Genomic DNA, 23,644 nt, shown 5'->3' on the forward strand with positions numbered 1-23,644 from the left:
AAAAATGTGAAAATATCAAAAATTGTGATAAGTCATAGGAGGATGAATCATGACAGTTGAAACGGTCACACGCCCGATGGATTGTTTGCATTTTATTAATGGACAATTTGTGGAATCTCAAAATCACAAAACCTTTCAAAATATCAACCCAGCAACGGAAGAAGTTCTAGGGGTTGTTGCCGAGGGGGGGAAGGAAGACGTGAATTTTGCGGTCGCAGCTGCAAAACGTGCTTTACTTGGTCCTTGGAAAAAAATGACCGTAGGTGAGCGCTCTAAAATATTACGGAAGATCGGAGATTTAATTTTAGAAAGACAAGAAGAATTGGCTTGCTTAGAGTCTCTGGATACAGGGAAACCCTATTCACTTGCAAAAAAGATCGATATTGCCCGTGCTGCATACAATTTTCACTTTTTTGCTGACTACATTATTTCAGTTGGGACAGATGCTTATCAACAGGACCAGCAAGCTCTTCATTATGCATATAGACGGCCGGTTGGGGTTGTGGGGTTAATCAAACCATGGAATTTACCTCTCCTTCTGCTTACTTGGAAACTAGCGCCTTGCTTAGGAATGGGGAATACAGCTGTTATTAAACCGGCCGAATGGACACCTATGACGGCTACAGCTTTAATGAAGATTTGTAAAGACGCCGGAGTTCCGGATGGTGTGGTTAATCTTGTACACGGCTTTGGTGAGAATTCAGCAGGAGCTGCTATTTCCGAACATCCGGATGTCGATGCGATTTCGTTTATTGGAGAACCTGGAACTGGCGCAGCCATCATGAAATTAGCCGCCAAATCCTTAAAAAAGCTATCCTACGAACTGGGCGGAAAAAATCCGAATATCATTTTCGCTGACTCTGATTTAGATGAAGTAATCGATACTACCATAAAATCGAGCTTTATAAACCAAGGTGAAGTTTGTTTATGCGGCTCGCGGATTTACGTCGAACGTCCAATGTATGAAGAGTTCTTAGAAAAGTTTGTGGCAAGAACAAAGCAGCTTAAAGTAGGATTGCCGGATGAAGAGGCTACAGACATTGGTGCATTAGTCAGCAAAGAACACTACGAGCGTGTGCTTAGCTATTTAGAAATTGCTTTAGAAGATGGCGGGCAATTTTTAACCGGAGGGAGTCGGCCAGAAGGACTAAATAAAGGGTACTTCCTCGAACCGACAATTATCACTGGCCTAGATAGAAATTCCCGTTGCGTCCGTGAAGAAATCTTTGGTCCCGTTGTGACAGTGGTTCCATTTGATATGGAAGAAGAAGTCATTATGCAAGCAAACGACACTCATTATGGTCTTAGCGCGTCTGTTTGGACGAACGATTTAAGACGGGCCCACCGGGTTGCCCAAGAAATTGAAGCAGGCATGGTTTGGGTGAATACCTGGTTCTTAAGAGATTTGCGCACTCCATTCGGAGGGATGAAACATAGCGGTATTGGACGGACTGGAGGAATGCATAGTGTCGATTTTTACTCTGAATTAACTAATATCACAATCAAATTGTAAGGAGGAGCTGATTTGACTACAAAGGTGCACGATTTCGCAAATCAACTCGCTGAAGCCGAAAATGCCAGAGTCGGAATGACTCCTATTACTGCACAAGAGAGTGAGATAACCGTTGAAGAAGCCTACCGAATCCAGCTTGAAAATATTCATAAAAAACTAGAAAATGGAGCGAAAATCACAGGTAAAAAAATCGGGTTGACCTCACTGGCAATGCAAAAATTACTAGGAGTCAATGAACCCGATTATGGTCATCTTTTAGATACAATGTTGATTAAAAATGGCGGGGCTGTCTCTGTGGAACATTTACTCCAGCCAAAGGTGGAAGGCGAAATCGCTTTTATCTTAAAAGAAGAATTAAGAGGACCGAATATTACAACACTAGATGTTCTAAAAGCGACCAACTACATTGTTCCTGCTATTGAAATCGTCGATAGCAGAATCCAAGATTGGAAGATTACATTACACGATACGGTAGCTGATAATGCTTCTTCCGGACTGTATGTATTAGGAGGGAAACGAACCAAGATTGAAGATGTAGATTTAAAGCAAGTTGGTATGGTTCTCACTAAAAATGGAGAAGTCGTTAATACAGGAGTAGGAGCTGCAGCACTTGGACATCCAGCCCGCTGTGTTGCATGGTTAGCCAATAAGCTTTCGGAATTTGATATTTCGTTAAAAGCAGGAGAAGTTATTTTATCGGGTGCACTATCAGCTGCGATTGATGTTAAAGCAGGAGATTCTTTCACAGCCAGATTTGCTCACATTGGCGAGGTTTCGGTAGATTTCACATCTTAAAATGCTGAAAGGAGATCGGTATGGGTAAAGTCAAAGTTGCGATTTTAGGTTCAGGAAATATAGGAACTGATTTAATGTTAAAGCTCAGAAGATCCAATGTTCTCGAATTAACCACAGTTATTGGAATTGATCCGGATTCAGATGGATTAAGAATGGCTAGTAGGTCGGGTTATGAAACAATTGACAGCGGAATTGAAGGCTTTCTGGAAAAACCTGAGTTAGCAGAAATTGTTTTTGATGCTACCTCAGCAAAAGCACATATCCGACATGCCAAATTACTAAAAGATGCCGGAAAACAGGTTCTTGATTTAACCCCTGCTGCGATTGGACCATTTGTGGTTCCGCCGGTTAATATCAATGAACACTTAGATGCTCCCAATATCAATTTAATCACATGTGGAGGTCAGGCTACCATCCCAATTGTCCATGCGATTAATCAGGTTCAGCCAGTAGAATATGCAGAAATTGTAGCTACGATATCAAGTAAAAGTGCGGGACCTGGTACCCGTGCCAATATCGATGAATTTACCCAAACAACTGCACGCGGTATTGAAAAAATTGGGGGAGCGAAACGAGGGAAAGCAATTATCATTTTAAATCCTGCTGAGCCTCCAATCATCATGCGCGATACTATATATGCTCTTATTCAAGGAAATACAGTTGCTGAGGCAGACATCTCAAAATCTATTAAACTCATGGTGAAGAATGTTCAATCCTATGTACCTGGCTATCGATTGCGGCAAGAGCCGATTTTTGACGGAAATAGAGTAACCGTTTTCATTGAAGTGGAAGGAGCAGGAGACTATCTGCCAACGTACTCTGGAAACTTAGATATTATGACCGCTGCAGCAGTAAAAGTGGCAGAAGAATGGGCCAATCATAAAGTATCTAAAGTACCTGTTTCAGAAAGGGGATGAGAAGTCATGAGTGAAAAGGATCTTTATATTACGGAAGTAGCCTTACGGGATGGCAGCCACGCAATTCGCCATCAATTTACAATTGAACAGGTCACAAGTATTGCAAAAGGGCTGGATCAAGCAAATGTTCCTTATATTGAGATTTCACATGGAGATGGGCTTGGCGGCTCTTCTCTGCAATATGGACTATCGCTTACAGATGAATTACAACTTATTGAAGCTGCTGTCGATGCTGTACTAAACGCTAAAATTTCTGTATTACTCTTGCCGGGAATCGGGACCATGCATGAACTGAAAGAGGCAGCTAAGCTTGGCGTTAAGATGTCCAGGATTGCGACCCATGTAACAGAAGCAGATGTTGCACTGCAGCATATTGCGCTTTCGAAAGAATTAGGATTAGAGACAGTCGGTTTCTTAATGATGTCACATATGGTTCCAACAAAAAAGTTAGTTGAACAGGCGAAATTAATGGAAAGCTATGGGGCAGATACTGTTTATGTAGTAGATTCAGCAGGAGCTCTTTTACCGCATCAAGTAAAAGAAAGAATCCTTGCGTTAAAAGAGCATTTGCAAATTCATGTAGGTTTTCATGCTCATAATAATCTTTCACTGGCTATGGCCAATACGCTCGTGGCAATTGAAGAAGGTGCAACCAGAATTGATGGAAGTGTTCGCTGCTTAGGGGCTGGGGCAGGAAATACACAGACAGAAGTTCTAGTAGCAGTATTGGATAAACTAGGAATAAAAACAGGAATAGACCTATACAAATTGATGGATATTGCTGAGGAGTTGGTCGCACCCATCCTTGAAAAACCGCAAGAAATTACAAAAGATAGCTTAGTACTTGGTTATGCGGGTGTTTACTCAAGTTTTTTGCTTCATGCTCAGAGAGCCGCCAAGAAATTTGGCATTGATTCCCGAGATATTTTAATAGAACTCGGCAAGCGAAAAGTGGTTGGCGGACAAGAGGATATGATTATTGATGTTGCAGCCGAAATTGCCAAGAATAAAGAGAGTGCATATGTATAGGAGGTTCCAATGAGCACTAAACAGTATAAAAAGATTGCCCAATATTTAGTTGATGCGGAACTCGAAAAACAAGAAGTCCAAAGAGTTACTGCAAGTCTGAAACCTGATTTAACTGTAGAGGAAGGCTATCTGATTCAACAGGAGATTGTCAGCCTTAAACTCAAGGAAGGAAGACGGATTATCGGTCCGAAAATGGGACTTACAAGCAAGGCTAAAATGAAACAAATGAATGTAGATGAACCGATTTATGGATATGTATTTGACTATATGCTGGTTGATAATGGCGGAAAACTTTTTTTTCACGAATTAATACACCCTAAAGTAGAAGCAGAAATCGCATTTGTATTAGGAAAAGATATCGAAGGTCCAGGCATTACGAGAGATCAAGTATTAGCTGCGACGGATTATTGTCTTCCGGCGTTAGAAATTATTGATAGCCGCTATAAAAATTTTAATTTTACGCTTCCTGATGTCATTGCAGATAATGCTTCGACTTCACGGGTTGTCTTTGGCACTACTCTAACAAAACCCGAGAAGGTAGATCTTGATCTTGTAGGTGTTACTTTAGCCATCAATGGTGAAACTAAAGATTTGGGTGCGGGAGCAGCCGTTTTAGGTCATCCAGCAAACTCGATTGCGATGCTGGCTAACATGTTAGCCAAAACAGGAGAGAAGCTTCATCAAGGAGATGTGATCCTTGCCGGTGCGATTACTGGTGCGATTATGTTGAAAGCTGGAGACGTAGTCTGTGGAAAATTTGACGGTTTAGGGGAAGTCACTTTTACAGTCACAGACTAGAAAAGGGAAAGATTGGAGGGAAAATATTGCCGATTATTAATGTTCAAATCTTAGAAGGACGTTCGCCAGAAAAAGTCCATGCGTTAATTGAAAATATTACCAATACGGTATCAGAAACACTTGATGCACCTAGAGAAAATATTCGTGTCATCATTTCGGAAATTCCGAAAACTCATTGGGGCAAAGGCGGAGTTACGATTTCAGATCTAGAAAAATAAGTCCGATTGAATAAGGAGGTTTTGGTGGATGTCAATTGAGTTAAGTATGCTCGTTCCACATGTACCAAGTATTTGTCATGAGGAAACCGTTCCGGATTTCCAAAAAAATATGGTTAAAGAAATGAAAACCCTTTCAAAGAGAATCTATGAGATAAAACCAGATGTATTAGTTTTAGTCTCCTGTCACTGGCCATCAACTTTTTTCCACTATGTAGATTGTACACCTGAGCATAAAGGAATTTTAACAGCGATTGAATGTCCTGATCTCATTCATGATGTACCTTATCACTATCCGGGTGATGAGGAATTAGCCAACCAATTAGTTCAGGCAGGACAAGATGCAGGCTTACAGGTTAAAGGGTTCGTAGATCCATATTATGTCTGGGATTATGGCAGTGTAGTCCCACTCCGATATTTAGTGCCAAATCAAAATATTCCCGTCATTAATTTATCTGTTACTTTGGCTGCCAGTTTAGAAGAAACGAATAATTGGGGGCAGACGATTGCAAAGGTTTTAAGAGAAAGTGATAAAAAGTGTGTGTTTGTTTCAAGCGGAGCATTATCTCATAATCTAGTACGCGGGCGAGAGAATATGCCGACCGTGTCCGAACATGCGATGGACCAGCAGTTTATTCAGTTTGTTATGAATAAGAATTATCAAGCTGCATATGACATGCTTCCTCAATATGCAAGATTGGCACGGGTAGAATCAGGCGGTCGTCATCTTGCCATGCTTTTCAGTATGATTGAGGAAGAGTGGGAACCAAAATATTGGGCAGATGGTCAATCATCTGGCAGCTGGAATGCACTGATTACGTTTGAAAAACAATCGAGTAAAATTTCTGCAGAACAAAAAGAATCCGTTCAGAGCTAAAAGATCCTATCTGAATATTATTTCTATCTATGAATCTTTTGATGACTTTTTAAAGGCTGTAGGGAATGGCACAATCCGTACAGCTTTTGACAGCCATAAATTTGTAAGACCAAAAGATCATTAATTCCAACGTATAGGGGAGTTGAACATGCGCACACAAGTAGGAATTATTGGAGCTGGACCAGCAGGATTAATGCTGTCCCATCTCCTTCATCTCTACGGTATAGAATCTATTATTCTTGAAAACAGAACAAGGGAACAAATAGAGGGGACAATTAGGGCAGGTGTTCTTGAGCAAGGAACCGTTAATCTATTAAACGAAGTGGGTGTTGGAGACCGTATGATGAGGGAGGGATATATCCATCACGGCATTGAACTGCAATTTAACGGGGTTAGACACCGGATTAATATGCATGAGTTAACAGACGGAAAAAGCATTATGCTATATGCCCAGCATGAGGTCATAAAAGATTTAGTTCAGGTACGTCTGGATTCTGGCGGAGAGATCATCTTCAATGTGGAAGATGTACAAATTCATAACATTGATTCTAAAACTCCTAAAATTACCTTTCGAAGAGAAAAGGATGGAGAGTTAGAAGAAATTTCTTGTAACTTTATAGCTGGCTGTGATGGCTACCACGGACCTAGCCGTCAAGCAATTCCAAAGGAAGTAAGGAAAGAAATCAAGCATACGTATCCTTTTGGCTGGCTTGGGATATTAATAGAAATGCCTCCTGTAAGTCCCGAACTGATTTATACGAATCACGAGAGCGGATTCGCTCTGCTCAGTACACGTTCTGATGATATCCAGCGGTTTTATCTCCAGGTCGACCCAAATGACGATATTGAAAATTGGTCAGATGACCGAATCTGGACAGAGTTACATACTAGAGTCGATACGAAGGACGGATGGAATATCTCGGAAGGGCCAATTATTCAAAAAAATATTGTATCCATGAGAAGTTTTATATGTGAACCGATGCAATATGGACAGCTCTTTATTGCAGGAGATGCAGCTCATATCGTCCCGCCTACCGGTGCAAAAGGACTTAATCTTGCGATAGCAGATGTACAAGTATTGGCAAAAGGACTAAAACAATTTTATCAAACTAGTGAAACAGAATTACTGGAACAATATTCTAGTATTTGTTTAAGAAGAGTCTGGAAAGCTCAACGCTTTTCGTCGTGGATGACCAATATACTTCATCGCAATTTCAAGCATAGTCATTTCGAATATGGGCTTCAATTAACGGAACTGGACGTTGTAACCTCGTCTAAAGCTGCAGCTACCAACCTTGCCGAAAATTATGTCGGGTTACCAATAGAGTGGGAACTATAAAAAATGAAAAATATTTTTACTTGTTGCATATAGTGAAACTGCTATGTTGTGCCGAGAAACTTTGCTAGATAAGATATAGTTGGAAAATATTTAATATTTAGAATTATTGAAGGAGGTTCGATCTTACATTTTTCTTCTAGTTACAAAAAATGTAAGCGTTTTAACTAGTGTGCTATTTCACCTTGAATGGAAGGTAAAGAGTTCAAGTAATTTTCAAAAACAGGGGGTAGTAATGAATGCAATCAAAACGAAATAAACTAGTATTTCTGATAATGTCAATCTTCGTTATATCTATGGCAACCGCTTGTGGTTCGGAAAGTTCTGGAGGTTCAGGTGAATCAGGGGAAAAAATTGAATTTAAAATGGGACATATGAATTCAACCGAACACGTGCAAGATTCTATGGCGATGAGACCGTTTAGTGAGGAAGTAGCGGAAGCTACTGACGGATGCGTATCATTTCAAATCTATCCTGGTGGCGCTTTAGGCAGCCCACCTGAGACATATGACAATATTTTAACGGGAATCATGGACGCTGGCTGGGGTCTTCAAGGATACAATGCAGGCTTATTCCCAGTTCACTCAGTTTTACATCTGCCATTCCTTGCAAATGGAACAGGGGCAGAACTTAGTACAGTGGCCCAAAAATTGTATGATACTTTTCCAGAAATTCAAGAGGAATATAAAGATGTAAAAGTGCTTTGGTTCCACGCTGCTGATCCATACGCAATTATTACAAAAGACAAACCGGTAAGCAGTTTTGAAGATGTTAAAGGGCTTAAACTGAGAGCTCCATCTGTTGAGGCTGGAGCCATGATAGAGTCTTGGGGAGCGACACCGGTATCCCTACCGGCACCTGAAATCTATGATGCGATATCAAAAGGCGTTATTGATGGGGGAGTTCTTCCAGTTGCAGCTTTAGCTGACTTTAATTTGTTTGATGTGGTGGATTATGTATCATTAGGGAATTTCAATACAAGTTTATTCTATGTTGTGATGAACAAAGCTAGCTGGGATAAGATTTCACCAGAGGATCAGGCCATTATTGAGGAAATGATTGGAGAACCAATGGCAAAACAGGCTGGTGAAGCGTTCGATACACAGAAAGAAGAGGCAGAGAAAAAAGCGAAAGAAATGGGCATTGAATTTATTTCACTCTCAGAAGATGAACTAAATAAATTTAAAGAAGCATCCAAAGGAGTAACAGAGCAATGGTTGTCTGATATGGAGAAGAAAGGGATTGACGGTCAAAAAATTTATGACGAAACGGTGAAGCTAATCGAAGGAAATTAACACCATATTGAGGTGAGACAAAGATGAAGACCGAAATCAATAAAGTGGAAGTTCATCATAATTCGTTAGGGGCTCCTGCCCCTGGCGAACTTTCTGCTATAGAAAAGCTGACAAATGGCATAGAAAAAATAGCCCATTTTTTTAATCATGTTTCTCATAAAGTATCCAGTGTTCTTCTTTTCCTATTAATGTGTGTCACGACTGTTGATGTAATAGGAAGGAATATATTTAACAATCCGATTACAGGTTCCTACGAATTAACAGGATTAATGCTAGCAATGATGATTTTCTTTAGTTTAGGAATGGCACAATTAAAAAGAGATCATATCGAAATTGACTTTTTAACAAAAAAACTGCCATTAAAGGTTCAAGCGGGTTTAAATGCTATAACTTCTTTGATTTTATCCATATTAATGGCTTTAACAACCTGGCAGCTTATTGAGTTTACGAAAAGGATGTTTACCGGGAACTATTTAAGTGGCGAGCTGGGCTTTCCAATTTATATCGTAACTGCCTTAGCCACTGTCGGGGTTCTATTTTTTACACTTACGATCCTTTTAGACATGTTACAATCCATACTTAAGGTGGTGCAAAAAAATGAGTCCTGAAATAATTGGTGTCATTGGCATCATCCTTTTATTGCTGTTAATTTTATTACGGGTTTCGGTCGGACTTGCTTTATTTCTTGTTGGCTTTCTCGGAATCTCTTGGCTATCAGGATGGGATGTAGGTCTGGCTCAATTGGGATCCTCTGCCTTTGGAACAAGTAATAACTATGGGCTAAGTGTGATTCCGTTATTTATATTAATGGGAATGTTTATGTCCAATACAGGTTTAGGAAAAGATCTCTTTAATGCAGTAGATAAATGGATCGGACATCTTCGGGGAGGATTGGCGATCGCAACGATCGGAGCGAGTTCTATATTCGCTGCTATTTCCGGTTCTACGAATGCAACAACAGCTACGCTTGCGAGAATCGCAATTCCAGAAATGAATCAATATAACTATAAAACTACTTTTTCAACGGCAGCTGTAGCAGCTGGGGGGACATTAGGAATTCTGATTCCTCCAAGTGTTATTTTAATCATTTACGGTGCCTTAACCGCAGAACCAATCGGCCATTTATTGATCGCCGGGATTATCCCAGGGATTATTATGACTTTGCTGTTTATGCTGCTGATAAATATTCAGGTCCGCTTAAATCCGGAAATTGCTCCCAGAAAACAAGAAGCACCTCCTTTGTATATCAAATTAAGCTCACTTAAAAGCGTATGGCCGTTTCTTCTTGTCTTTCTTATTAGTATTGGCGGAATTTACTTTGGGGTGTTTACTCCAACCGAAGCTGGTGGAATCGGGGCAATTGGAGCCTTTCTTATAACAGTAATAACGAAGCGGTTAAACTGGTCAAAGCTAGTTTCTTCTTTAGATGAAACGATTCGTTTAACAGTAATGCTTTTCTTAATTTTAATCGGAGCCTCTTTATTTGGAAGATTTCTTGCCCTTAGCCAAATCCCTATGACGCTAACAGCAACTGTCGGCTCTTTAGATGTGTCGCCATATGTGATTATGGCTATGATTTTAATCGTTTACTTTATCCTGGGAATGTTTTTAGAAGGGATCGCGATTATGGTTCTCACGTTGCCAATCGTGTATCCTATCATTACTCAGCTTGGTTTTGATGGAATTTGGTTCGGCATAATCATCGTCATGGTTTTAAATATTGGAGTCTTGACACCGCCATTAGGCTTAAGTGTTTATATTATAAGCGGAGTTGTGAAAGACGTTCCAATCGAAAAAATCTTTAGAGGGGTTGTTCCTGCAATTGTCACTATGGTTCTTTTTACTATTGTTTTAGTGATTTTTCCTGAAATCGCTACATTTCTGCCTAGCTTAATAGATTAGAACCAGTGAATAAATAAGGAGGTCGAGTTTTAATTATGATCAGGAGGATAATCGATGAATCTGCATTTCTAAAGCTAAAGGAGAAAATGGCGGAAGGACTGTTACCGCAGTGGGTATTAACAGATCCGGATATTTATCAGCTGGAAAAAGAAAAGATTTTCGGCTACACCTGGCAATTCCTTGCTCATGAAAGTGAACTGCCAGAACCTGGCAGTTACCTAACAAGGTGGATGGTGGATGACCCTGTCTTGCTTGTGAGAACGAAAAATAATGAAATAAAAGCTTTTCTCAATTCATGTACCCATCGCGGAACACAGCTTTGTACAGCGGATCGCGGAAATAAGAAGTCCTTTACTTGCCCTTATCATGGCTGGAGTTACAATCTCGAAGGAGAACTAATCGGAATCGTAGCAGGCAATAAAGTGTATGGCACAGAAATGCATAAAGAGGACTGGGGGCTTCGCAAAATTCCGCAAGTCGCCATTTATCAAGGCATGATCTTTGGAAATATGGATCCGAATGCCGAACCATTAGAAGATTACCTAGGTGAAATGAAATGGTATTTGGATATGATGCTAGGTCGCAGTGACGGAGGAATGGAGGTAAGAGGACTTCCGCAGCGCTGGGTTGCAAAAGCGAACTGGAAAGCAACAGCGGAAAACTTTACAGCCGATCCGTATCATGTACAAACGACTCATCGATCTACTGTAGAACTCGGAATCAGTCCAGAAGATCCTCTTTACGCAGGCTACGGTCACCAGGTTGTTACGAAAAATGGCCATGGAATCAATGTAATTACATCGGCAACCGGAAAAGCAAGAGTGCCATTCCAAGGCACGCCAGAATCGATGTGGCCAATGTATAAAAAGAATTTAACGCCTGAACAGGTCGATATTTTATCGAGAGTTACTGTATTTGTAGGCGGAGTCTATCCAAACCTGTCCTTTGTCAGCCCAATCCACGGTACCGAAGGACATCTTCATAACTACTTAAATTTCAGACTATGGCGTCCGCTTGGACCTGACATAGTGGAGGTATGGTGCTGGTTTATGATTGATAAAGCTGCTCCTGAAGACTATAAAGAAGCAGCCTATCGCGGTTATTTAGGCTCATTCGGGCCATCTGGGACTCTAGAACAGGATGATACAGAATTATGGGCACGTATTGTGGAGGTTAGCGGGGGTTTGATGATGCGCGATAAGGAACTTAATTATAATAGTGTTTCTAATTACTTAATGGGCTTTAATCGGGTTGAACCAGATCCTACATTTCCAGGACCAGGAAAGGCTTACCCCACAACATATTTGGATGCATTAGCTCGAAGCATGCATGAAAAATGGTTAGAGCTGATTACGAAAGACCTCTTTGTAAAGGAGGATATGAAATGAACAAGGAAGTTCAAATCATGGTCACTCCTGAACTTCACCTTGAAATTTCTAACTTTCTCAATCAGGAATCCTTTTATCTAGACCATCGAATGTATAAAGAGTGGCTTGAATTATTAACAGATGATGTTTATTACCGTATGCCTCTTCGTGAAACGGTTGAAGGTGTTGGTGCAGACAATATTGCGAAAGATATTTCCTTTTTTGAGGAAACGAAGAAATCTCTAAGTACTCGTGTTAATCGGCTATATACCAAGTCTGCTTGGGTAGAGAATCCTGCAACCAGACAAAGACATTTTATCAGCAATATTATAGTTGAACCAACATCGAATCCAAATGAATACAAAGTAAGAAGCTATTTTCTTTATAAACGGAGCAGGGGATCGACTCGGGATATTGAAGAGATGTTCGGGGAACGGGATGATGTGATTCGAAAAGTGGATAGCGAGTGGAAAATCGCAGCTAGAACCATCTATCCGGATCAAACAGTAATTACCACGATGAATATGAGTATGTTTTTATAATTTGAGTCTGATAATTGTAGTGTGGTTTGTTATGAGGTATTGTATTAACCTTGATGAGGACATAGAATCCGTTATTTCAAAAAAATAGTTAAATTTAATAAAATTGCGGACATGAAATCCGTTATTTAAGTATTTTGGTAAGAAAGTGACTTCATTTACCCGTTGATATCGGATCCAATGTCCGTACTATTAGATAAAACACAGTATTTTAATCTTTGTTTCTTCGTTAGCAGGCTATTACTTAGCTCGGTATCCGTTTAAATGGAATCCGCATGTTTTGTTCTTTTTTATGATTGGTCTTATGTTACCTATAAAACTAGCGATTATTCCATTATATTTAATTATGATGGTCTTGGGCTGTTAAACTCGCTGCTTTCTTTAATATTTGTGTTTGTCGCAGGAGGAATATCGTTTGCCATTTTTTTATTTTATGGTTTTTTTCGCACATTATCGAAGGATTTGGAGCAGGCAGCGAGAATAGATGGATGTAATGATTTTCAAATTTACTATAAAATTGTTCTGCCCCTTATGAAACCACCGATAGCAATTGTTGGGATTGTACATTTAGTTAATGTTTGGAATGATTTCTTTTATTCGCTTATTTTTATCAGAAGTGAAGAGCTTAGAACAATTCCTCTTGGCATGCTAACACTGTTTGGGGAGTATGATACTGAATGGAATTTATTATTTGCAGGATTAACGATTTCATCCTTGCCGCTATTAATTGCATTCCTCTTTGCTTCTCGTACATTCATAGAGGGATTAACGTCAGGAGCTGTTAAATCATGCAGAAATATTGGATTACTTTTGATTTAGACGGAACCCTTATGCAAAATCCTTTTGTAGAGTGGGTGTTTCCTGAAATCGTAACAACTGTCCTTGAAAATACAGAAAAGCCTTTAAATGTATTAGATGAAATCGTAGGTGAACATCATCGAAGAATGGAAGGTAACCATATTTTAGCTGCTTATGATTGGGACCATATTGTCTCGCAATATCTGGAACTACATCAAATATCAGTCGAGATGAACATTGAAGAGCTTGTCAAAAAACATTCCATTCATCCAAAAGTCTATCTTTTAGAGGATTCAGTCATAAATGTTTTAACGCGTTTAAAAGAAAAGGGATATTTACTAGCTGCAGCCACCAACGGATACTTAAAATATCAAGCTCCGGTAATGGATGCTTTAGGTTTAAGTGACCACTTTGATTTTGTAATTACTCCGGAAATGGTCGGATTTGCTAAACCGGATGTACAAATGCTTGAAATCCTTAAAAACAAAGGGAAAGTAGTCGCCCATGTGGGAGACCGGATTGACCATGACGTAAAATTAGCCAAAAATGCAGGCGTTCCATCGTTTTTCATCTATCGGCGCTTACCTGATTCTCTTAAAGGGATGCATCCAAATAAAAGAATTCAAGCTCCGGCATGTTTGGAGCTATTAGCTGAAAAGTGGAAGCGGGAAACAAAAGGCAGATTGGGTCAGCTGCCAAAGGAATTAATTCCAGATGCAGTGATTTGTTCAATGGATGAGCTTGATCAATGTATTAATGGACGGATTAAAAGATAAAAGATGCCTCGAGTGATACAAGGCATCTTTTATGTTTTTAAAGGGATTCTTCCTTACTTTCCTGGTATAAAATACCAATTTTCTTCTTTTGTATTCTTTTTTTAAGATAAAATCCAATGAGCAGTAGAACTGCAATTCCGCCCATCACGTAGGTAAGTTCTTCTTTCACAAAATTGGCTGAAGCTTCTCCATAAAAATAAAAGAGAAAGCCTACAACATAGAATTTGACTGCACGGCCAATTGCTGCATAGCCAAGAAGTTTCCAAAATGAAAAGTGAAAACATCCGGATAAAATCGTAAAAACCTTAAACGGAATTGGTGTAAAAGCTCCAATTAAAATCGCAGCTTCTCCATTTCGATGAAATAATGCAGAGGCCGATTCAATCCATTTTTTCTTTAGGATTTTATATAAAACGGAGTCACCTAAAAGCTTTCCAATTAAATACCCAATCGGTGTTCCCAGTAAACAAGCGAGGTATCCAACCGTCGCTAGCCAAATCGCATTTTGGGGATCAAGAATACTTAAAGAAACTTGAAGAAAGAAGGCGGGGATTGGAAAAATAATCGCATCTAAAAAGGAATGAAGAAACATCCCGATAAAACCAAAGTCTCTAAAAAACTCAACAACTGCATCAACCATGTGTGTGACTCCTCAAGTAATCAGACATAATCTAACTAAGCTCTCAATTAAAAAAAAAAATCACTTCTTTTTACCTATTTTATTGTAATTTTAACAAGACTACTACTATTTGTTTCATTTTTTAAAAAATTTTTACAATGTAAATGGTTTAATTTAATCGGAATTTGTCATTTGGTCATACTAAAAAAGGAACAATTATAGTGGGGGCCATAACATGCCAGAGCTACCTGAGATGGAAAACTACCGTCAATTATTAGAGCAAAAATTAAAAAACCGATGGATTACGCATGTAGAAATCAACCGGGAGAAATCAATCAATGTAGCACCTGAAATTTTTTCAAAGCTTGTGCTGCAGTCCAAAGTCGTCCATATTGAAAGAAGAGCCAAACATCTTCTATTTCATTTAAATAATAACCATGTACTCCTTCTCCATCTAATGCTAGGAGGGTGGATGTTTTTTGGCAGGGAAGAGGAGAAGCCAGACCGTACGATTCAAGTCCGTTTATCCTTTGGACAGCATCATCTCTATTTTATCGGATTACGGTTAGGCTATCTTCATTTATTAACGAATTCAGAGGCAGACAAGGAGCTTTCTGATTTAGGACCTGAGCCGCTAACAGATGCATTTACCTTTTCACTGTTTCAAAAGTTAATTGAAAATAGGCGAGGGCGGCTGAAAACCAAATTAGTCGACCAATCCTTCCTCTCTGGAATCGGAAATTGTTATTCCGATGAGATTTGTTATCTGGCAAAGCTGCTGCCAACGCGTGATTTAAAGGATCTGAATCTAAATCAAACTTCTGAGCTTTACCATTCAATCCGTTTTGTTTTAACCGATGCACTACGGCAAGGGGGATATATGGACCAGCCTTTATTTAAAGGAGATGGAGGAACAGGCCATTTTCAAAGTAAAGTGTATGACAGGGAAGGCGGTACATGCGGGAGATGTGGATCAATTATTATTAAAGAGATGATTTCATCGAGAAAGACTTTCTTTTGCAGAGGTTGCCAGAAATGAAATGGGGAAGATCCTTATGAAGTTTGGATGTCATATCAGTATCCGCAATGGTTATTTAGCTGCTGCTCAACATGCAGTTGAATTGAATGCATCGGCCTATCAGTTTTTTCCGAAAAACCCAAGAAGTTTATCAGTAAAAGAGTTTGATTCAATCGATGCGCAAAGCTGCAAAGAGTTTTGCAGCGCTCATAATCTTGTCTCGATTTCCCATACGCCATATCCCACAAGTTTGACTCCAACTTCTGATAAAAAAGAGGCTGTAATTGAATCTTTATTAAATGATCTGGCGATTTCCGAAGCATGCGGCGCCATCGGGGTGGTCGTTCATTTTGCCAGTCGTGTCCACCAAAATGAACCATTAGCCAGTTATCAGCTGATGATTGAGATGCTTAATACGATTCTTTCCCAGTGGGAAGGGAACTGTAAGATATTACTTGAAAATAATGCGGGTATTCCAGGTTCCATCGGTACTACTTTAGAAGAGTTAGTCCAGGTCCGCAGTCTCTGTGATTATCCAGAGCAGATAGGCTTTTGTCTCGATACTTGTCACGCCTTTGCTTCTGGTCTTTGGAACGGTGAAAATTGGAAGCAGGTTGCAGAAAAGGGAGTAGAGCTTGGCTATTTCGAGAATTTATATGCGATTCATCTCAATAATTGCAAATATCCAACAGGCGAAGGCAAAGACCGGCATGCGAACATTTTTCGAAATGGCCATATAACAGAAGAGCAATTTGGAGAGCTAATCCAGTCAGCTGTTGTAAAGGATGTACCTTTTATATTGGAAACACCAAATGAAGAAGGGGTAACAAAGGGTGAGGAAATTAATCAATTAACAAAAAAATGGGGTAAATAGGGATGATGCTCTCAATGTGGATAAAAACCAGATAAACTTTTAATAGATAAAGAAAGACCAAATCGTTATGATTTGGTCTGATTGTCGAGAAAGGGTATTTTTCTCGGCAATTTTTTATTTTGTCTAAATGACCGATTTTTTATTAATTGATTGTGTCTGCTAACGGGCCTGTTGATTTCCGCTTCGGGCACTCGCTTTCCGCGGGGAGGCTCCCCGGCACGCCCTAAGGTCCGCGAAGCACCTGGAGCGCAAATCAACAAACCTGTTGAAATCCTTTTATTATAGTGAAATAAAAGGTTAATTTTTTCGACAGCCTGACCAAATCGTTATGATTTGGTGAGAAGTTTTTATTTATGACACTGTCTGTTTTCTGCGGCGAATAACTGTAAACAAAACGACTGCCAAAAGTACGGCACCAATTCCAGTAAACCACCAAACACTGGCTGAAGTGGAACCAGAGGTTTCCTCTGTGTGATTATTGATTGCCGTTTCAGGTGATACAGTGTCTGCGCCAGTTGTTAAGGTTACCGCCTGTTGACCTTCAACAACTTTTACAAACTCAGCTCCAAAAATTTCAGTGAGATACTCCGCATGTTCGTCCGAATACGGTGAAATTCCGATCTCGACATATGTGTCTACCGGAGACGTATGAGTTACGTGAATTCCCATTTCTTCTATTTCATCGAGATGATCCACAAACAGATATTGATCAATTTCAGCTTGTTTTTCAAGAATAGCCTCTGAATTGGCCAACGATGGCTGGATTAATAAAAACGATATAATCAACCCCATCATCAGCGCAAATAAACCCTTTGATTTTCTATACATAATAAATTCCTCCTATTATTGAAGTCCCTCAGCCACTTTGATAACCTCTTCCTTGCTAATCAGACCGCTTATCATATAATGAAAGCCATCAGCATAAAAATGTAGCTCTGAATCATATTCGGTTTCGTACAAATATCCTGTTGTGTTTTGAATCTGTACTTTTTCATAGTTGACAAAGGGCTGCTGGTTTTCTGCATTTTCGATAATGATTAAATAAGATTGGTCACCTGAAAGATACGTCATGATCACCTTTTTTTCACCAAGGGTCTGAACGTGTTCAAGGGAGTAGCCTTTAGGTATATAGGCGGGAAGAAGGATCGCTTCACCTAGTACTTCTTTGGCTTCTTCAGGAGAATTTAATTCCTGAGTTTCTCTTTCAGGACCTGCAATCGGGTTTAAGATGTCTTCGTCTTCATTGCCGATTAAAGTATTAGGTTCCTCAGGCTTTGGATTATTCTCTGGTTTCGCATGATCGGACATTGTAAAGTACGAAAATGTCAGTAAAGAGAAACATAGAATTGCTGCAGCAGCCAAAAAGGAAATTGGATGATTCCATCTTCTTTTCTTAGAGTCTATTTCTCTGCGGATATCCTCTTTCATCTTGGAGGTGAAATCGATTGATTGAAACAAAGCTTGATCTGCTTCTGACTTAAATTTATACCGTAAGTCGTGTTTCTGCTCCTTCATTTACTTAACCCCTCCTTTTCTAACTGCTCTTTTAACACTTGTCTCGCTCTGTGCAGTCTCCCGCGAACTGTACCTTCTGGCGTTTCAATCGCGCTACTTATTTCAGCTGTAGAAAAATCAAGATAATAATATAGGTAGATGACCTCTTGATAATGCGGGGGAAGGTTCATAATATGTTTCAATATTTCCGTTTGTTTAATTCGCTGTAATACCTCTTCTTCCACATGCCCGTACCCATTCGCTTGCAGTAAAAAGGGACTGGTTGGCCGTTCTGATGTCATGGTTTTTAACCCAAGTTTATCTTTGCAAAGATTTATCGTGATTCTGATGATCCACGTCTTCACACTGCTAGCTCCGCGGAAATGACTCCAATTTTTGAAGGCGCGAATAAACACCTCTTGGGTAATATCTTCGGATAGATGCCGATCCTTTACATAAAAGAAGGCAGTCTTTAACACAAGTGAACCAAAGTCGTCCATTATTTGTTCAAGTGCTTCCGCAGGATCTGTTGAGAAGTGTTGGTCTTTTTTTTCTTGGAAAGGCCTCTCCATTTGACCACCTCCACATAATTAGACTGGTCAACTTCGTGTTCCGCTACAATTTTTTTTAAACTCTTTTCGAAAAGTTTGTAGCTCCTAGTATTAATTTCTTGTCTAACATAGAGGCTTGTTCTGACAACGTTAAGGAATTTTAAGCCCATTGTGTCCGAATCGGAGTTTTTTAATAGAAACAGCTCTTTTCCTACCATCTTTAAAATCTATTTAGGAGAACTTTGTATAAATTTGTTGAACGATTTATGGAGGACTTGAGGATAATCCTAGCTAAGTATAAAGTGTGCAAAAAACAATTTTGGATTTTTGCAACTTTACATGTTCTAGGAGGTATGGGATGAAAAAATTATTTGCCATTGTACTAAGTTTTGCTCTATTATTTTCCTTCTTACCAGGGGCAGCAACGGTAGGAGCAAGTACAAAAATGGGTTACTTTTCAGTGTTATTTAACACAAACAGTATTCCTGCAAATTTTGAAAAGCAAGTGAAAGACTTAGGGGGAGAGGTCGTGTATGCTGTGCCTGAAATTGGCTTTGTACAAGTGAAGGCTTCAGCTTCTTCCTTTTCAAGCTTAAAAGGTCTTCCTGGTGTTAGCATGGCAAACCCTTCTATTTCTTGGACTCTTCCTGAGGATCAAAGAATTGACGAAACTAGTTATTCAATTGATCAATCACCAGGACAAAAGAAGCAGAATGGAAAGAAAGTAACAAGTAGCAGCGTAAACCCTGCTAATGCGGCACTTTGGAATCTTCAATGGGATATCCAGCGCATCACAAATAATGGTGCAAGCTATGAACTAGGCACTGGTTCGCATGATGTTGTTGTGGGTATAATCGATACGGGTATTGACCGTGATCACCCAGATTTAGTAAAGAACCTAATGCCTGGTTCAGAGAATTTTGTACCTGCGGGCGGTTTCCGTGGAACTGAGCCATATGAAACGGGCAATCCCAATGCATTTGATGATATTCATGGTCATGGCAGCCATGTCGCAGGTTCAATCGCTGGAAATGGTGCGATGCTAGGAGTTGCACCTGATACGGGTATCCGTTCGTACCGTGTATTTGGATTAAGTTCTGCAGAATCTGCCTGGATCTACGATGCAATGATCGAAGCTGCAAATGATGGTGTGGACGTAATCTCCATGAGCTTAGGCGGATTCGATATCATTGGTCAAGCTTTCTATGTAGACCCAGAGACGGGAGAGAAAATTAATCTCGGTAATGATGTAGCTGATTTTAAAGCATACAAGCGTGTTGTCAACTACGTAACAGCAAAAGGCTCACTTGTAGTAGTGGCTGCTGGTAACGATGGTATAAATGCTACAAATAAAAAAGAGGTTACTGACTTCTTAAATGCTGAGTATGGTGGCGATGGCCTATACTTTGAAGGTGCTGGGTTTGAAGTGCCAGGAACAGTGCCGGGAGTAGTGACTGTATCAGCTACTGGGCCGAATGATGTATTGGCTTTATATTCAAACTACGGACCTGACTTTATCGATATTGCTGCAGTAGGTGGAGATTACAGACTATATATGCAGTACTTAAACGAAGGCAGATTTGATGAATATTTAGCTAACCGCTTATTTGAAGGTGAATTTAACTTGAGTGCAAGTGAAGCAGGTGGCTATTACTGGTCTGTTGGTACTTCTATGGCAACTCCGAAGGTTTCTGCTGTAGCAGCACTATTAGTTGATAAATATGGAAAAATGTCTCCATCGCAGCTTCAAGACCTACTATACAAGACAGCTGTTGATCCTGTTAGTGGGGATGCTAAATGGTATTTTGGACATGGACACGTGAATGCGTATAATGCATTAAATTAAAGGAAAAAAGGCTTGGAAGACACTTTGTGTGTTTTCCAAGCCTTTTCGATTTTATAACTAGTTATAATAGGTTGTTTTCTAAATGATTGTTGCTTTTGACAGTTACATATTTAATGAAATAAGCTTAACAGGCAGTTGAAATACACGAAAACTCCTACGAGGGAAACGCGAACCAGGCGAGACCCCGCAGTGAGGTACGAGCGAGGTGGCTCGCGGGCCTTCCGCAGAAAGCAAAGTATATTTAACTGCGGTGTATTAGCAACAAACCATGCTAAAACAGCTTTATAATAAATTCTATTAAATTTCATCTTGCAATTCTGTATCTTTACGTTAAAATCATAAGAAGACACAATATTTTGTGTCTGTCTTTAAACAACAATACAATATACAGTGATATACCAATAATTAAGGTGTTCATTTTTGGACTTGATAGGGAATCTGGTGAAAATCCAGAACTGTACCCGCAACTGTAAGTGCGACGAAATAAGGAAATGCCACTGTCTGTTTTTGGATGGGAAGGCCTTAGAGTAGGTAAAAAGCACAAGTCAGGAGACCTGCCTTAATTATCGCGTGTTATCTTCTTCGGGAGCTGGGAGGATAGAACGATGGTAGATTAAAAGATTTTGTTCCTATTCTTTTTTCTACAAAAATCGTTGCTAAATCCCATCAATTTGGTGGGATTTTTTTATTTGTATCCCGAGTTAAAAAAGAACTGTATAAATGATTTGCGAACGGAAGGCGGGAAGCAATCTCTAAAACTAAACACTTGAACTACTAAAGTATTAATAGGAGGAAATTAAAACAATGACTACTTTAATTACAGGATCAGACATATCATTGCCAAAAACAAATTCATCAGATGAGCTGCAAATATGTTTGAATCAACTGGCTCGTCAATTTCCTGAATTAGAATTCACTGAATATCAGGATAAAATGTATCAGCTTTTGCAGCTGGATTTAAACGGAACAGCCGCACAAATTATTGACTGGATGATTTTGACCGCAGTAGAACAGATTAGTGCAGCAGATCCAAACTGGACTTATGCAGCAGCCACTCTCTATACAAAAAAGCTTTACCGGAAAGCGGCCCAATCTAGAAAATATCAGGAAGAACAACAGTACGGATCATTTTACCAGTTAATAAAAGAACTAATCGGGCTGGGAATTTATGATGAAACATTATTAGAAAACTATTCAAAAGAAGAAATCAAACAGTTAGAAGACATAATAGACCCAACAAAAGATGACTTATTTACATACATTGGGATTGTTACACTCGCAGAACGGTACTTGGCCAAGTCACATGATGGAAAAGTGTATGAACTTCCACAGGAACGATTTATGTTAATTGCCATGACAATTATGAAAAATGAACCGAAAGAAAAACGAATCGAACTCATTAAAGAGGCATACTGGGCTTTATCCAATCTTTATATGACAGTAGCGACTCCGACACTTGCCAATGCCGGAAAAAGCTATGGCCAGCTTTCGAGTTGTTTTATTGATACGGTCGATGACAGTTTAAGAGGAATTTATGATTCAAATACAGATATCGCTAACTTGAGTAAAAATGGCGGCGGAATCGGGGTTTATTTAGGAAAAATCCGGAGCCGGGGCAGTGACATTAAAGGCTTTAAAGGAGTCAGCTCAGGTGTAATTCCTTGGATGAAGCAGTTAAACAATACGGCAGTCTCTGTTGATCAGCTTGGCCAAAGACAAGGAGCAATCGCTGTATATTTGGATGTTTGGCATAAAGATATATTTGCCTTTCTGGATACCCGATTAAATAACGGTGACGAAAGACAACGAACCCATGATCTATTCACAGGCGTAAGTATTCCGGACCTATTTATGGAACAGGTTCAAAAAAGAGAAGACTGGTATTTATTTGACCCCCATGAGGTACGCAAGGTAATGGGTTATTCGTTGGAAGACTATTTTGACGAAGTCCCAGAAGGAGGATCCTTCCGGGAAAAATATCGGGAATGCGTGAACCATCCACTTATCTCAAAAGAAAAGGTACCTGCGATTGAAATCTTTAAATCTATTATGGTTTCCCAGCTGGAAACCGGTACACCATTTATGTTTTACCGGGACACTGTTAACCGTGCCAATCCGAATAAACATAAAGGCATGATTTATTGCAGCAATCTTTGTACAGAAATTATGCAAAATATGAGCCCTACTGTTGTAACCGAGGAAAAAGTAGAAGACGGCAGTATTATCATTGTGAAAAAGCCAGGTGATTTTGTCGTTTGTAATCTATCCTCGATTTCATTAGCTAAGAGTGTGATGGATGATGTGCTGGAAAGACTAATCAGCATTCAGGTGAGAATGTTAGACAATGTGATTGATATTAATTCTATCCCTGTGTTACAGGCGCAAATGACAAATCAAAAATACCGTTCGATTGGTCTTGGTACATTTGGCTGGCATCATTTATTAGCCTTAAAAGGAATCAAATGGGAAAGCGAGGAAGCGGTTCAATATGCGGACGAGCTCTACGAAGAGATTGGCTATCTAACCATTAAAGCAAGCAAGGAGCTGGCAAAAGAAAAAGGAGCGTATCCTTATTTTGAAGGATCAGATTGGCAAACAGGAGCCTATTTTACTGAAAAAGACTATGCTTCTTTGAGATGGGAAGCTTTAAAAGAGGATATTCAGAAATATGGTATTCGAAATGGATACCTAATGGCAGTCGCGCCAAATTCCTCAACCTCGATTATTGCAGGGTCAACAGCCAGTATCGATCCAATCTTTAGACAGGAATATTCCGAAGAGAAGAAGGATTATAAAATCCCAGTAACAGCACCAGATCTTTCACCAAAAACGAGATGGTATTATAAATCGGCTTATCATATTGATCAGCATTGGAGTATCAGACAAAATGCAAAGCGCCAGCGTCATGTGGACCAAGCGATTTCTTTTAACTTTTATGTCTCAAATGAGATCAAAGCAAAAGCTCTATTAGACCTGCATATGGATGCTTGGCGTTCTGGTTTAAAAACAACTTATTACGTTCGATCCACATCAAGTGCTGTTATTGAAGAATGTGAGAGCTGCCAATAAGAATACAGAAAGGAGA

General features: G+C 39.6%; 23 protein-coding genes and 1 riboswitch. Of the genes, 19 read left to right on the forward strand and 4 right to left on the reverse strand.

Translation table 11 applies throughout. From position 1 onward, the window contains the following. The first annotated feature begins 49 nt into the window (after positions 1-49). The 15 genes from CRO56_RS06810 (at position 50) to CRO56_RS06880 (ending at position 14,157) form a co-directional block, all read left to right on the forward strand. Positions 50-1,513, forward strand: a complete 1,464-nt coding sequence (locus CRO56_RS06810) for an aldehyde dehydrogenase (protein ID WP_097157851.1) — start codon at positions 50-52, stop codon at positions 1,511-1,513. A gap of 12 nt (positions 1,514-1,525) precedes the next feature. Beyond that, complete coding sequence (locus CRO56_RS06815; RefSeq protein WP_097157852.1) at positions 1,526-2,308, forward strand: 2-keto-4-pentenoate hydratase; 783 nt, start codon at positions 1,526-1,528, stop codon at positions 2,306-2,308. Positions 2,309-2,328: 20 nt separating this feature from the next. After that, complete coding sequence (locus CRO56_RS06820) at positions 2,329-3,225, forward strand: acetaldehyde dehydrogenase (acetylating) (protein WP_097157853.1); 897 nt, start codon at positions 2,329-2,331, stop codon at positions 3,223-3,225. Between the two features lie 6 nt (positions 3,226-3,231). After that, positions 3,232-4,254 (forward strand): 4-hydroxy-2-oxovalerate aldolase, encoded by a 1,023-nt coding sequence (dmpG, locus tag CRO56_RS06825; RefSeq protein ID WP_097157854.1) that lies wholly within the window; start codon positions 3,232-3,234, stop codon positions 4,252-4,254. A gap of 9 nt (positions 4,255-4,263) precedes the next feature. Next, positions 4,264-5,052: a 2-keto-4-pentenoate hydratase gene (locus tag CRO56_RS06830; RefSeq protein WP_097157855.1), complete on the forward strand. Its 789-nt coding sequence runs from the start codon at positions 4,264-4,266 to the stop codon at positions 5,050-5,052. 26 nt (positions 5,053-5,078) lie between these two features. After that, the gene (locus CRO56_RS06835) at positions 5,079-5,270 is read left to right on the forward strand and encodes a 4-oxalocrotonate tautomerase (RefSeq protein WP_097157856.1); all 192 of its coding nucleotides are present in this window, start codon (positions 5,079-5,081) and stop codon (positions 5,268-5,270) included. Between the two features lie 28 nt (positions 5,271-5,298). Further along, positions 5,299-6,144: a DODA-type extradiol aromatic ring-opening family dioxygenase gene (locus CRO56_RS06840; protein WP_097157857.1), complete on the forward strand. Its 846-nt coding sequence runs from the start codon at positions 5,299-5,301 to the stop codon at positions 6,142-6,144. 148 nt (positions 6,145-6,292) lie between these two features. Continuing rightward, positions 6,293-7,483, forward strand: a complete 1,191-nt coding sequence (gene pobA, locus CRO56_RS06845; protein ID WP_097157858.1) for a 4-hydroxybenzoate 3-monooxygenase — start codon at positions 6,293-6,295, stop codon at positions 7,481-7,483. A 236-nt stretch (positions 7,484-7,719) separates the two neighbouring features. Beyond that, positions 7,720-8,775 (forward strand): TRAP transporter substrate-binding protein, encoded by a 1,056-nt coding sequence (locus CRO56_RS06850; RefSeq protein WP_097157859.1) that lies wholly within the window; start codon positions 7,720-7,722, stop codon positions 8,773-8,775. A gap of 23 nt (positions 8,776-8,798) precedes the next feature. After that, positions 8,799-9,383: a TRAP transporter small permease gene (locus CRO56_RS06855; protein ID WP_097157860.1), complete on the forward strand. Its 585-nt coding sequence runs from the start codon at positions 8,799-8,801 to the stop codon at positions 9,381-9,383. Further along, positions 9,373-10,677 (forward strand): TRAP transporter large permease, encoded by a 1,305-nt coding sequence (locus tag CRO56_RS06860; protein WP_097157861.1) that lies wholly within the window; start codon positions 9,373-9,375, stop codon positions 10,675-10,677. Before CRO56_RS06855 ends, CRO56_RS06860 begins: the two co-directional genes overlap by 11 nt. A gap of 35 nt (positions 10,678-10,712) precedes the next feature. Beyond that, complete coding sequence (locus CRO56_RS06865) at positions 10,713-12,065, forward strand: aromatic ring-hydroxylating oxygenase subunit alpha (protein WP_097157862.1); 1,353 nt, start codon at positions 10,713-10,715, stop codon at positions 12,063-12,065. Beyond that, entirely contained in the window at positions 12,062-12,586 is a 525-nt protein-coding gene (locus tag CRO56_RS06870; RefSeq protein ID WP_097157863.1) for a 3-phenylpropionate/cinnamic acid dioxygenase subunit beta, read from the forward strand. Before CRO56_RS06865 ends, CRO56_RS06870 begins: the two co-directional genes overlap by 4 nt. A 261-nt stretch (positions 12,587-12,847) precedes the next feature. Beyond that, positions 12,848-13,402 carry a carbohydrate ABC transporter permease gene (locus CRO56_RS06875; protein WP_245855620.1) on the forward strand — a complete coding sequence of 185 codons (555 nt, stop codon included), beginning with the start codon at positions 12,848-12,850 and terminating at the stop codon, positions 13,400-13,402. Then, entirely contained in the window at positions 13,372-14,157 is a 786-nt protein-coding gene (locus CRO56_RS06880) for an HAD family hydrolase (protein ID WP_097157864.1), read from the forward strand. Before CRO56_RS06875 ends, CRO56_RS06880 begins: the two co-directional genes overlap by 31 nt. A gap of 37 nt (positions 14,158-14,194) precedes the next feature. Here the strand turns inward: CRO56_RS06880 and CRO56_RS06885 are convergent, their stop codons facing one another. Then, complete coding sequence (locus tag CRO56_RS06885; RefSeq protein WP_097157865.1) at positions 14,195-14,797, reverse strand: YqaA family protein; 603 nt, start codon at positions 14,795-14,797, stop codon at positions 14,195-14,197. Between the two features lie 214 nt (positions 14,798-15,011). Between CRO56_RS06885 and CRO56_RS06890 the strand changes: the two genes are divergently transcribed. Continuing rightward, positions 15,012-15,815, forward strand: a complete 804-nt coding sequence (locus CRO56_RS06890; RefSeq protein WP_097157866.1) for an Fpg/Nei family DNA glycosylase — start codon at positions 15,012-15,014, stop codon at positions 15,813-15,815. A gap of 16 nt (positions 15,816-15,831) precedes the next feature. Next, on the forward strand, positions 15,832-16,668 hold the full coding sequence (locus CRO56_RS06895) for a deoxyribonuclease IV (protein WP_179714199.1): 837 nt from the start codon (positions 15,832-15,834) through the stop codon (positions 16,666-16,668). Between the two features lie 351 nt (positions 16,669-17,019). Here the strand turns inward: CRO56_RS06895 and CRO56_RS06900 are convergent, their stop codons facing one another. From CRO56_RS06900 to CRO56_RS06910, 3 genes are read right to left on the reverse strand one after another with little or no spacing between them, the layout of a single operon-like run. Beyond that, positions 17,020-17,496, reverse strand: coding sequence for a hypothetical protein (locus tag CRO56_RS06900; protein ID WP_097157868.1), 477 nt, complete (start codon positions 17,494-17,496; stop codon positions 17,020-17,022). Between the two features lie 15 nt (positions 17,497-17,511). Continuing rightward, positions 17,512-18,183 carry a DUF4367 domain-containing protein gene (locus tag CRO56_RS06905; protein ID WP_097157869.1) on the reverse strand — a complete coding sequence of 224 codons (672 nt, stop codon included), beginning with the start codon at positions 18,181-18,183 and terminating at the stop codon, positions 17,512-17,514. Further along, on the reverse strand, positions 18,180-18,734 hold the full coding sequence (locus tag CRO56_RS06910) for a sigma-70 family RNA polymerase sigma factor (RefSeq protein ID WP_097157870.1): 555 nt from the start codon (positions 18,732-18,734) through the stop codon (positions 18,180-18,182). The genes CRO56_RS06905 and CRO56_RS06910 overlap by 4 nt, the downstream gene beginning before the upstream one ends. A gap of 337 nt (positions 18,735-19,071) precedes the next feature. Between CRO56_RS06910 and CRO56_RS06915 the strand changes: the two genes are divergently transcribed. Both CRO56_RS06915 and CRO56_RS06920 read left to right on the forward strand, forming a co-directional pair. Then, positions 19,072-20,559: a S8 family peptidase gene (locus tag CRO56_RS06915; RefSeq protein WP_097157871.1), complete on the forward strand. Its 1,488-nt coding sequence runs from the start codon at positions 19,072-19,074 to the stop codon at positions 20,557-20,559. A gap of 391 nt (positions 20,560-20,950) precedes the next feature. Beyond that, positions 20,951-21,135, forward strand: a riboswitch (cobalamin riboswitch). Between the two features lie 228 nt (positions 21,136-21,363). Continuing rightward, entirely contained in the window at positions 21,364-23,628 is a 2,265-nt protein-coding gene (locus tag CRO56_RS06920; protein WP_097157872.1) for a ribonucleoside-diphosphate reductase subunit alpha, read from the forward strand. The last annotated feature ends 16 nt before the right edge of the window (positions 23,629-23,644 follow it).

Source organism: Bacillus oleivorans, from assembly GCF_900207585.1.
In the GTDB taxonomy this organism is placed as follows: domain Bacteria; phylum Bacillota; class Bacilli; order Bacillales; family JC228; genus Bacillus_BF; species Bacillus_BF oleivorans.

Bases quoted from the DNA above. Each gene is read 5' to 3' on its own strand.
- CRO56_RS06810 (WP_097157851.1), top strand. From the start codon at position 50: ATGACAGTTGAAACGGTCACACGCCCGATGGATTGTTTGCATTTTATT.
- CRO56_RS06820 (WP_097157853.1), top strand. From the start codon at position 2,329: ATGGGTAAAGTCAAAGTTGCGATTTTAGGTTCAGGAAATATAGGAACT.
- dmpG (WP_097157854.1), top strand. From the start codon at position 3,232: ATGAGTGAAAAGGATCTTTATATTACGGAAGTAGCCTTACGGGATGGC.
- CRO56_RS06830 (WP_097157855.1), top strand. From the start codon at position 4,264: ATGAGCACTAAACAGTATAAAAAGATTGCCCAATATTTAGTTGATGCG.
- CRO56_RS06840 (WP_097157857.1), top strand. From the start codon at position 5,299: ATGTCAATTGAGTTAAGTATGCTCGTTCCACATGTACCAAGTATTTGT.
- pobA (WP_097157858.1), top strand. From the start codon at position 6,293: ATGCGCACACAAGTAGGAATTATTGGAGCTGGACCAGCAGGATTAATG.
- CRO56_RS06850 (WP_097157859.1), top strand. From the start codon at position 7,720: ATGCAATCAAAACGAAATAAACTAGTATTTCTGATAATGTCAATCTTC.
- CRO56_RS06855 (WP_097157860.1), top strand. From the start codon at position 8,799: ATGAAGACCGAAATCAATAAAGTGGAAGTTCATCATAATTCGTTAGGG.
- CRO56_RS06860 (WP_097157861.1), top strand. From the start codon at position 9,373: ATGAGTCCTGAAATAATTGGTGTCATTGGCATCATCCTTTTATTGCTG.
- CRO56_RS06865 (WP_097157862.1), top strand. From the start codon at position 10,713: ATGATCAGGAGGATAATCGATGAATCTGCATTTCTAAAGCTAAAGGAG.
- CRO56_RS06870 (WP_097157863.1), top strand. From the start codon at position 12,062: ATGAACAAGGAAGTTCAAATCATGGTCACTCCTGAACTTCACCTTGAA.
- CRO56_RS06875 (WP_245855620.1), top strand. From the start codon at position 12,848: ATGGAATCCGCATGTTTTGTTCTTTTTTATGATTGGTCTTATGTTACC.
- CRO56_RS06880 (WP_097157864.1), top strand. From the start codon at position 13,372: ATGCAGAAATATTGGATTACTTTTGATTTAGACGGAACCCTTATGCAA.
- CRO56_RS06885 (WP_097157865.1), bottom strand. From the start codon at position 14,797: ATGGTTGATGCAGTTGTTGAGTTTTTTAGAGACTTTGGTTTTATCGGG.
- CRO56_RS06890 (WP_097157866.1), top strand. From the start codon at position 15,012: ATGCCAGAGCTACCTGAGATGGAAAACTACCGTCAATTATTAGAGCAA.
- CRO56_RS06895 (WP_179714199.1), top strand. From the start codon at position 15,832: ATGAAGTTTGGATGTCATATCAGTATCCGCAATGGTTATTTAGCTGCT.
- CRO56_RS06900 (WP_097157868.1), bottom strand. From the start codon at position 17,496: ATGTATAGAAAATCAAAGGGTTTATTTGCGCTGATGATGGGGTTGATT.
- CRO56_RS06905 (WP_097157869.1), bottom strand. From the start codon at position 18,183: ATGAAGGAGCAGAAACACGACTTACGGTATAAATTTAAGTCAGAAGCA.
- CRO56_RS06910 (WP_097157870.1), bottom strand. From the start codon at position 18,734: ATGGAGAGGCCTTTCCAAGAAAAAAAAGACCAACACTTCTCAACAGAT.
- CRO56_RS06915 (WP_097157871.1), top strand. From the start codon at position 19,072: ATGAAAAAATTATTTGCCATTGTACTAAGTTTTGCTCTATTATTTTCC.
- CRO56_RS06920 (WP_097157872.1), top strand. From the start codon at position 21,364: ATGACTACTTTAATTACAGGATCAGACATATCATTGCCAAAAACAAAT.